The sequence below is a fragment of the Streptomyces sp. NPDC034670 genome (assembly GCF_055574875.1).
In genome coordinates, this window is record NZ_JBVITR010000097.1 from 1 (window position 1) to 9817 (window position 9817).

At 73.7% G+C, this 9817-nt stretch carries 9 protein-coding genes and 2 pseudogenes; all 11 read left to right on the forward strand.

Annotation, left to right across the window (positions count from 1 at the left end):
- Positions 1-94 (forward strand): annotated as a pseudogene (locus ACZ56B_RS32130) (ABC transporter permease); the annotation flags it as partial.
- Positions 87-875, forward strand: coding sequence for an ABC transporter ATP-binding protein (locus tag ACZ56B_RS32135; RefSeq protein ID WP_468798409.1), 789 nt, complete (start codon positions 87-89; stop codon positions 873-875). The pseudogene ACZ56B_RS32130 and the gene ACZ56B_RS32135, both read left to right, overlap by 8 nt.
- A 384-nt stretch (positions 876-1259) precedes the next feature.
- The gene (gene hpnC, locus ACZ56B_RS32140; RefSeq protein ID WP_468798412.1) at positions 1260-2171 is read left to right on the forward strand and encodes a squalene synthase HpnC; all 912 of its coding nucleotides are present in this window, start codon (positions 1260-1262) and stop codon (positions 2169-2171) included.
- Complete coding sequence (gene hpnD, locus ACZ56B_RS32145; RefSeq protein ID WP_468798415.1) at positions 2168-3118, forward strand: presqualene diphosphate synthase HpnD; 951 nt, start codon at positions 2168-2170, stop codon at positions 3116-3118. Before hpnC ends, hpnD begins: the two co-directional genes overlap by 4 nt.
- Positions 3118-3255, forward strand: coding sequence for a DUF6380 family protein (locus ACZ56B_RS32150; RefSeq protein ID WP_468798418.1), 138 nt, complete (start codon positions 3118-3120; stop codon positions 3253-3255). Before hpnD ends, ACZ56B_RS32150 begins: the two co-directional genes overlap by 1 nt.
- Positions 3252-4679, forward strand: a complete 1428-nt coding sequence (hpnE, locus tag ACZ56B_RS32155; RefSeq protein ID WP_468798421.1) for a hydroxysqualene dehydroxylase HpnE — start codon at positions 3252-3254, stop codon at positions 4677-4679. The genes ACZ56B_RS32150 and hpnE overlap by 4 nt, the downstream gene beginning before the upstream one ends.
- Positions 4680-4750: 71 nt before the next feature.
- Positions 4751-5815, forward strand: coding sequence for a polyprenyl synthetase family protein (locus ACZ56B_RS32160; protein WP_468798433.1), 1065 nt, complete (start codon positions 4751-4753; stop codon positions 5813-5815).
- A gap of 120 nt (positions 5816-5935) precedes the next feature.
- A complete protein-coding gene (gene shc, locus ACZ56B_RS32165; protein WP_468798424.1) occupies positions 5936-7996 on the forward strand; it encodes a squalene--hopene cyclase in 2061 nt (686 codons plus the stop codon).
- Complete coding sequence (locus ACZ56B_RS32170) at positions 7996-8646, forward strand: 5'-methylthioadenosine/S-adenosylhomocysteine nucleosidase family protein (RefSeq protein ID WP_468798427.1); 651 nt, start codon at positions 7996-7998, stop codon at positions 8644-8646. Before shc ends, ACZ56B_RS32170 begins: the two co-directional genes overlap by 1 nt.
- Positions 8647-8651: 5 nt before the next feature.
- Positions 8652-9674 (forward strand): adenosyl-hopene transferase HpnH, encoded by a 1023-nt coding sequence (gene hpnH / locus ACZ56B_RS32175; RefSeq protein WP_468798430.1) that lies wholly within the window; start codon positions 8652-8654, stop codon positions 9672-9674.
- A 4-nt stretch (positions 9675-9678) separates the two neighbouring features.
- A pseudogene (locus ACZ56B_RS32180) lies at positions 9679-9817 on the forward strand (flavodoxin-dependent (E)-4-hydroxy-3-methylbut-2-enyl-diphosphate synthase); the annotation flags it as partial.

Genomic DNA, 9817 nt, shown 5'->3' on the forward strand with positions numbered 1-9817 from the left:
CGTGTGGGCGTTCGCGGTGGGCTGGGCGCTGCTGGCCGGGGTGGGCGGCTTCGTGTACTTCTGGAAGGCGGAGGAGAGGTACGGCCGTGGCTGACGAGACGACGGGAGCACGCGTCCCCACGGTCATCGCGGACGACCTGCACATCGTCTACCGCGTCAACGGCGCCGGGGGCGGCAGGGGCAGCGCCACCGCGGCGCTCAGCCGCATCCTCAGCCGGGGCAAGGACGACGCGCGGCGGGGCGTGCGCAAGGTGCACGCCGTGCGCGGGGTCTCCTTCGTGGCCTACCGGGGCGAGGCGATCGGGCTGATCGGCTCCAACGGATCGGGCAAGTCCACCCTGCTGAGGGCCATCGCCGGCCTGCTGCCCGCCGAGAAGGGCAAGGTCTACACCGACGGCCAGCCCTCCCTGCTCGGCGTCAACGCCGCCCTGATGAACGACCTCACCGGCGAGCGCAACGTCATCCTGGGCGGGCTCGCCATGGGCATGTCCCGCGAGGAGGTCAAGGCGCGCTACCAGGCGATCGTCGACTTCTCCGGCATCAACGAGAAGGGCGACTTCATCACCCTGCCGATGCGCACCTACTCCTCCGGCATGGCGGCCCGGCTGCGCTTCTCCATCGCCGCCGCCAAGGACCACGACGTCCTCATGATCGACGAGGCGCTGGCCACCGGCGACCGCAGCTTCCAGAAGCGCTCCGAGGCCCGCATCCGGGAGCTGCGCAAGGAGGCCGGCACGGTGTTCCTGGTCAGCCACAACAACAAGTCGATCCGCGACACCTGCGACCGCGTGCTGTGGCTGGAGCGCGGCGAGCTGCGCATGGACGGGCCGACCGACGAGGTCCTCAAGGAGTACGAGAAGTTCACGGGCAAGTGACCCGGCGCGCCCCGGGCCCCGCCGGAACCGCCCCGGCGGGCCCCGGCGGAACCGCTCCGGCGGGGTCCGGCGTCCGCGAAGGAGGCGTCAACTCCCGCTCCGGCGGGGAATCCTGACGCCCATCGGGGTGCTGTCGCGAGGCACCGGACCCCCGGCGGAGCACGCCGCGTTGTACAACGTAAGCTGTACCGGTCCCGAAAGACGGCAATCGGGGCCATAATGCCCGCCACCCTTCAGCGGTACCGCCTGGCGGAAGCCCGGGCGGGCGTGTCCGAAATAGTATGCATTGCGTTGGCAGTGTAGAACGGGAGATGTGACGGCAATGGCTACGGAGACTCCCCGGTTGAACGCAGCGTGCGCCGTCCCCTCCCAAGGCAGCCCGCGATGACGCCCGCCCCCGGAGTGCGCACCGTCGACCCCGAGCGCGCCACGCTCGACAAGGCCACCGCCGAGAACTTCCCGGTGGCCCCCTTCTTCCTCCCCCGGCCCTGGCGCGACGACCTCATGGCCGTGTACGGCTTCGCCCGTCTGGTCGACGACGTCGGCGACGGCGACCTGGCCCCCGGCGGCGGTGACGCCCGCCTCCTCGGTGTGTCCGCCGAGGAGGCCGGGGACCGGCTGGTGCTGCTGGACGCCCTCGAGGACGACCTGCGCCGCGTGTTCGACGGGTCCGCCCGCGGACCGCGCCATCCCTTGCTGCGCAGGCTCCGGCCGACGGTCCGCCGCCACGCGCTGACCCCCGGGCCCTTCCTCGCCCTGATCGCCGCCAACCGCCAGGACCAGGTGGTCAAGCGGTACGGGACCTACGACGACCTGCTCGCCTACTGCGAGCTGTCGGCCAACCCCGTCGGCCGGCTCGTCCTCGCCGTCACCGGCACCTCGACGCCCGAGCGCGTCCGCCGCTCCGACGCGGTCTGCACGGCCCTGCAGATCGTGGAGCACCTCCAGGACGTCGCCGAGGACCTCGACCGCGACCGCGTCTACCTGCCCGCCGCGGACATGAAGCGCTTCCACGTGACGGAGGCGGATCTCGCCGCGGACACCGCCGGCGCGTCGGTGCGCGCACTGATCGCGTACCAGACCCGACGCGCCCGTGACCTGCTGGACGAAGGCACCCCCCTCGTGGGCAGCGTCCACGGGAGACTGAAGCTGCTGCTCGCGGGCTTCGTGGCGGGAGGAAGGGCGGCCGTCCGGGCGATCGCCGCCGCCGAGTACGACGTCCTTTCCGGCCCCCCCAGGTCCGGCAAGCTCCGGTTGCTGCGCGAGGTGGGCGTGACGCTGCGAGGAGAGGGGTGATCCGGGCCGTGGAGCCGGAACCGCACACGTCCGCGCCGGTACTCGCCGCCTACCGCTACTGCGAGGCCGTCACCGGGCACCAGGCCCGCAACTTCGCCTACGGCATCCGGCTGCTGCCGACGCCCAAGCGGCGCGCGATGTCGGCGCTGTACGCGTTCTCCCGGCGGGTCGACGACATCGGCGACGGCGCGCTGGCGGACGACGTCAAGGCCACCCGGCTGGAGGACACCCGGGCGCTGCTCACCCGGATCCGCGACGGAGCGGTCGACGAGGACGACACCGACCCGGTCGCGGTCGCCCTCGCCCACGCCGCCGCGCGCTTCCCGATCCCGCTCGGCGGCCTGGACGAACTCATCGACGGCGTCCAGATGGACCTGCGCGGCGAGGCCTACGAGACCTGGGACGACCTGAAGGTCTACTGCCGCCGTGTCGCGGGCGCCATCGGACGGCTCTCGCTCGGGGTGTTCGGCACCGAACGGGGAGCGCGCGGCGCCGAGCGGGCGCCCGAGTACGCCGACACCCTCGGCCTGGCGCTCCAGCTCACCAACATCCTCCGGGACGTCCGCGAGGACGCCGAGGGCGGACGCACCTACCTGCCGGCCGACGACCTCGCCAAGTTCGGCTGCTCCGGCGGGTTCGACGGGCCGACCCCGCCGGAGGGCTCCGACTTCGCGGGGCTCGTGCACTTCGAAGTGCGCCGGGCGCGCGCCCTCTTCGCCGAGGGCTACCGGCTGCTCCCCCTGCTCGACCGGCGCAGCGGCGCCTGCGTCGCCGCCATGGCCGGCATCTACCGCCGGCTGCTCGACCGCATCGAGCGCGACCCCGGGGCCGTGCTGCGCGGCCGGGTCTCCCTGCCCGGGCACGAGAAGGCGTACGTCGCGGTGCGCGGCCTGTCCGGGCTGGACGCCCGGCACGTGTCCCGCCGGACCGTCAGGAGGCGCGCCTGATGGGCATCCTGCTTCCGGGCGGCATCCCCGGCGAGGGGCGGCGGGCAACCCTCCGCCACGACACCGCGTCCCAGACGGAGACGGCCGGCCGCGCACCGCTGCGGCACGGCGACCGGGCAGGGGGGAGTGCACGATGACCCACGGCACACGGTCGCAGGGGCCGCTCGCGGACGACCCGGCGCCGGCCGCCAGACACGCCGTCGTGGTCGGCGGCGGGATCGCCGGCGTGACCGCCGCGCTCGCGCTCGCCGACGCCGGGGTGCGCGTCACCCTGCTCGAAGGCCGGCCCCGGCTCGGCGGACTCGCCTTCTCCTTCCGGCGCGGCGACCTGACCGTCGACAACGGCCAGCACGTCTACCTGCGCTGCTGCACCGCCTACCGGTGGTTCCTCGACCGCGTCGGAGGCGCGGAGCTGGCGCCGCTGCAGGACCGGCTCGACGTGCCCGTCGTCGACGTCGCGCGTCCCGAGGGACGGCGGCTCGGCCGGCTGCGGCGCGACGCGCTGCCCGTGCCCCTGCACCTGGGACGCAGCCTCGCCACGTACCCCCACCTCTCGCTCGCCGACCGGGCCGGGGCGGTCCGGGCCGCGCTCGCGCTGAAGCGGCTCGATCTCGCCGACCCGGCCCTGGACACCCGGGACTTCGGCAGCTGGCTGACCGCGCACGGCCAGTCGCCGCGCGCCGTCGAGGCCCTGTGGGACCTGGTCGGGGTCGCCACCCTCAACGCGGTCGCGGGCGACGCCTCCCTGGCGCTCGCCGCGATGGTGTTCAAGACCGGTCTGCTGTCCGACCCGGGCGCGGCCGACATCGGCTGGGCGCACGTCCCCCTGGGCGACCTGCACGACCGGCTCGCCCGCAAGGCGCTCGACTCCGCGGGCGTGCGCACCGAGGTCCGCACCCGGGTCACCTCCGTCCGCGCGGACGGCGACGGAGGGTGGAGCGTCCGGGTTCCCGGCGGGACGCTGCCGGCGGACGCGGTCGTCCTCGCCGTACCGCAGCGCGAGGCGTACGACCTGCTGCCCGCGGGCGCGCTGGACGCCCCCGAGCGGCTGCTCGGCATCGGCACCGCGCCGATCCTCAACGTCCACGTCGTCTACGACCGCACGGTCCTCACCCGGCCCTTCCTCGCGGCCCTCGGCACCCCCGTGCAGTGGGTCTTCGACCGCACCGGGGCGTCCGGGCTGACGGAGGGCCAGTACCTGGCGGTGTCCCAGTCGGTCGCCCAGGACGAGATCGACGACCCCGTGGCCGTGCTGCGCGAGCGCTACCTGCCCGAACTCGAGCGGCTGCTGCCGCGCGCCCGCGGCGCCCGCGTGCAGGACTTCTTCGTCACCCGGGAACGGGCCGCGACGTTCGTTCCCGCCCCCGGCGTCGGACGGCTCAGGCCCGGCGCCCGCACCAAGGCACCCGGCCTGTACCTGGCCGGCGCGTGGACCGCCACCGGGTGGCCCGCGACCATGGAGGGTGCGGTCCGCAGCGGCATCGGCGCGGCGGACGCCGCGCTGGACGCCCTCGGCCGGCCCCGCCCCCGCCACCTCTTCGCGATCGAGGAGGCGGCATGACGCGCGACCAGCGCGGCGCGGCAGACCTCCGCACCCCCGGTACCGCAACAAGAGGAGAGACTGTGCCCCCTGTGCCCCCGGCCTCGCAGGCCGCTCGAAGGACCGCGGTGGACGTGTCCGCGCTCCTGGAGCGCGGCCGGACCCTGGCCACGCCGGTACTGCGGGCGGCCGTGGACCGCCTGGCACCTCCCATGGACACGGTCGCCGCCTACCACTTCGGCTGGATCGACGCCCAGGGCCGGCCCGCGGACGGCGACGGCGGCAAGGCCGTGCGCCCCGCCCTCGCCGTGCTGTCCGCCGAGGTCACCGGTGCGGCGCCGGAGACCGGCGTCCCCGGCGCGGTCGCCGTCGAGCTGGTCCACAACTTCTCGCTGCTGCACGACGACCTGATGGACGGCGACGAGCAGCGCCGGCACCGCGACACCGTCTGGAAGGTGCACGGCCCCGCCCAGGCCATCCTGGTCGGCGACGCCCTGTTCGCCCTGGCGAGCGAGGTGCTGCTGGAACTCGGCACCGTCGAGGCGGGCCGCGCCGCCCGCCGGCTGGCCACCGCGAGCCGCGCGCTCATCGACGGCCAGGCCCAGGACATCGCCTACGAGCACCGCGACCGCGTCGGCGTCGAGGAGTGCCTGGAGATGGAGGGCAACAAGACCGGCGCCCTGCTCGCCTGCGCCAGCTCCATCGGCGCGGTGCTCGGCGGCGCGGACGAGCGCACCGCCGACGGCCTGGAGAAGTACGGCTACCACCTCGGCCTCGCCTTCCAGGCCGTGGACGACCTCCTCGGCATCTGGGGCGACCCGGAGACCACCGGCAAGCAGACCTGGAGCGACCTGCGCCAGCGCAAGAAGTCCCTCCCGGTCGTGGCCGCGCTCGCCTCCGGCGGCCCGGCCTCCGCACGGCTCGGCGAGATCCTCGCCGCCGACGCCAAGAGCAGCGACTTCGCGAACTTCTCCGAGGAGGAGTTCGCGGCCCGCGCCGCCCTCATCGAGGAGGCGGGCGGCCGGGAGTGGACCGCCGAAGAGGCGCGTCGCCAGCACACCACCGCCATCGAAGCCCTCGACGCCGTCGACATGCCCGACCGGGTGCGGGACCGGTTCACGGCGCTCGCGGACTTCGTCGTCGTACGAAAGAGATGATCACTATCGGTCGAATAGCCCTCGCGTAGTCGCCGGCCGGTGTTGCGGGGAGAACAGCACCGGCCGACGGCGGACCCACAGCAGACACCACGACTTGCAGGACTGCACGAAGGGGAAGCCATGACAGCGACGACCGACGGAAGCACCGGGGCAACCCTGCCGTCCCGAGTGACCGCGGCCAGCGACACCGACATCGACATCCCCGAGGCGGCCGGGGTTCCCGACATCGCCGCCCGCGCCATGCGGCGCGCCACCGACTTCCTGCTGTCCCGGCAGAGCGACCAGGGCTGGTGGAAGGGCGACCTCGAGACCAACGTCACGATGGACGCCGAGGACCTGCTGCTGCGCCAGTTCCTCGGCATCCGCGACGAGGACACCACCCGGGCCGCCGCCCTGTTCATCCGGGGGGAGCAGCGCGAGGACGGCACCTGGGCCACCTTCCACGGCGGGCCGGGCGAGCTCTCCACCACCATCGAGGCGTACGTCGCGCTGCGCCTGGCGGGCGACCCGCCCGACGCCCCGCACATGGCGCGGGCCTCCGCCTGGGTCCGCGGGCAGGGCGGCATCGCCGCCTCCCGGGTCTTCACCCGGATCTGGCTGGCCCTGTTCGGCTGGTGGAGGTGGGAGGACCTGCCCGAGCTCCCGCCCGAGCTGATCTGGTTCCCCTCCTGGGCGCCGCTCAACATCTACGACTTCGGCTGCTGGGCCCGGCAGACCATCGTCCCGCTGACGATCGTCTCCGCCGAGCGCCCGGTGCGTCCCGCCCCGTTCCCGCTCGACGAGCTGCACACCGACCCCGCCCGTCCCAGCCCGCCGAGGCCCCTCGCCCCGGCGGCCGGCTGGGACGGGGCCTTCCAGCGGCTGGACCGGGCCCTGCACGTCCTGCGCGGGGCCGTCCCGCGCCGGCTGCGCAGGGCGGCCATGAACACCGCCGCCCGCTGGATCATCGAGCGGCAGGAGAACGACGGCTGCTGGGGCGGCATCCAGCCCCCGGCCGTGTACTCGATCATCGCGCTCCACCTGCTCGGCTACGACCTGAACCACCCCGTGATGCGGGCCGGCCTGGAGTCGCTGGACCGGTTCGCCGTGTGGCGCGAGGACGGGGCCCGGATGATCGAGGCCTGCCAGTCCCCGGTGTGGGACACCTGCCTCGCCACCATCGCGCTGGCCGACGCGGGCCTGCCCGCCGACCACCCGCAACTGGTCAAGGCCGCCGACTGGATGCTGGGCGAGCAGGTGGTGCGGCCCGGTGACTGGTCCGTGCGCAGACCCCACCTGCCGCCGGGCGGCTGGGCGTTCGAGTTCCACAACGACAACTACCCCGACATCGACGACACCGCCGAAGTGGTCCTCGCACTGCGCCGGGTCAAGCACCACGACCCCGAACGGGTGGACAACGCCATCGGGCGCGGGGTGCGCTGGAACCTCGGCATGCAGTCGAGGAACGGGGCCTGGGGAGCCTTCGACGTCGACAACACCAGCCCGCTGCCCAACCGGCTGCCGTTCTGCGACTTCGGCGAGGTCATCGATCCGCCGTCCGCCGACGTCACCGCGCACGTCGTGGAGATGCTCGCCGCCGAGGGCCTCGCCCGCGACCCGCGCACCCGGCGCGGCGTCCGGTGGCTGCTCACCGAACAGGAGCCGAACGGCTCCTGGTTCGGCCGCTGGGGCGTCAACTACCTCTACGGCACCGGCTCCGTCGTCCCCGCGCTGACCGCGGCCGGGGTCCCCGGCTCGCACCCGGCGATCCGGCGGGCCGTGGCCTGGCTGGAGTCGGTCCAGAACGACGACGGCGGCTGGGGCGAGGACCTGCGCTCCTACCGGGACGTCCGCCGGTGGGGCGGCCGGGGCGCCTCGACCGCCTCGCAGACGGCATGGGCGCTGATGGCGCTGCTGGCGGCGGGCGAGAAGCACTCCCGGGCCGTCGAGCGAGGCATCGAGTGGCTGGCCGCCACCCAGCGCGAGGACGGCTCCTGGGACGAGCCGTACTTCACCGGCACCGGCTTCCCCTGGGACTTCTCCATCAACTACCACCTCTACCGGCAGGTCTTCCCGCTCACCGCGCTCGGCCGGTACGTGAACGGGGAGCCCTTCGCCAAGAAGCCCCCCGCGGCGAAGGCCGCCGCCGTGCGGGAGGGCGCCGGCCGGGAGCAGTCCCTCGCCGAGGCGAAGGGCGGCTGATGGACGCCCGGCCCGCCGCGGCCCCGCTGCTGATCGCCTGTGCGCTCGGCATCGAGCAGTTCGCCCTGCGCGCCGGAGCCGCGCGGGGCGCGGGGAGCGCGGGCGGGCCCGTCACGGTCCTGCGCACGGGCATGGGGCCGGCGGCGGCCGAGCGCTCCGTCACCCGGGTGCTCGCCGGCCCGGCCCTGCGGGGGGCGGCCGTCCTGGCCACCGGCTTCTGCGCGGGGCTCGCCCCCGGCATGCACCCCGGCGACCTGGTCGTCGCCGAGGAGACCCGGTACCCGCGCGGCAGCGTGCCGTGCGCCGGGACCGGGCTGCTGGTGAAGGAGCTGGTGCGCACGGTGCCCGGGCGCACCGTCCACACCGGTCCGCTCACCGGCTCCGACCACGTCGTCCGCGGCCACGAGCGGTCCGAACTGCTCGCGACCGGCGCGATCGCGGTCGACATGGAATCCGCGGCCACGCTGCTGAGCGCCGTCCACGCGGGTGACCGTCCGGTTGCGGCCGTCCGGGTGGTCGTGGACGCTCCGGAACACGAACTGGTCCGGATCGGCACGGTGCGCGGTGGAATATCGGCTTTCCGTGTCCTTCGCTCCGTCCTGCCGGCTTTCTATGAATGGCACCGTTCCTCGCTGCTCCCCAGGAGGTGAGCCAGATGGCCATGCCGCTGCGCCAGTCCATCAAGGTCGCTACATACTTGGCCGAACAGAAGCTCCGCCGGCGGGACAAGTTTCCGCTCATCGTCGAGCTGGAACCGCTCTTCGCCTGCAACCTCAAGTGCGAGGGCTGCGGGAAGATCCAGCACCCGGCCGGGGTGCTCAAGCAGCGCATGCCGGTCGCCCAGGCCGTGGGCGCGGTGCTGGAGTCGGGCGCCCCGATGGTGTCGATCGCCGGCGGCGAGCCGCTGATGCACCCCCAGATCGACGAGATCGTCCGGCAGCTGGTGGCCAGGAGGAAATACGTCTTCCTGTGCACCAACGCCCTGCTGCTGCGCAGGAAGATGGACCGGTTCACCCCCTCCCGGTACTTCGCGTTCGCCGTGCACATCGACGGGCTGCGGGAGCGGCACGACGAGTCCGTCGCGAAGGAGGGGGTGTTCGACGAGGCCGTGGCGGCCATCAAGGAGGCCAAGCGGCGCGGCTTCCGGGTCACCACCAACTCGACCTTCTTCAACACCGACACCCCGCAGACCGTCGTCGAGGTGCTCGACTACCTCAACGACGACCTCGAGGTCGACGAGATGATGATCTCGCCCGCCTACGCCTACGAGAAGGCCCCCGACCAGGAGCACTTCCTGGGCGTGGAGCAGACCCGCGAACTGTTCAGGAAGGCCTTCGCGGGGGGCAACCGGAGCCGCTGGCGGCTGAACCACTCCCCGCTGTTCCTGGACTTCCTCGAGGGCCGGGTCGACTTCCCGTGCACCGCGTGGGCGATCCCGAACTACTCGCTCTTCGGCTGGCAGCGCCCCTGCTACCTGATGAGCGACGGGTACGTGCCGACGTACCGGGAGCTGATCGAGGACACCGACTGGGACCGGTACGGCCGCGGCAAGGACCCGCGCTGCGCCAACTGCATGGCGCACTGCGGTTACGAGCCCACCGCGGTCCTCGCCACCATGGGGTCCCTGAAGGAGTCGCTGCGCGCCCTGCGCGAGACCGCCTCCGGGAACCGGAGGTGAGGTCGTGACCGCTGTCCCCCTCGGAGTCCCCGGGGTCCGCCCGCGACCGCTCGCCGAGCGGCGGAGGAGCCGGCGGATCCAGGTCGGGTCGGTGGCGGTGGGCGGGGACGCGCCGGTGTCGGTGCAGTCGATGACGACCACGC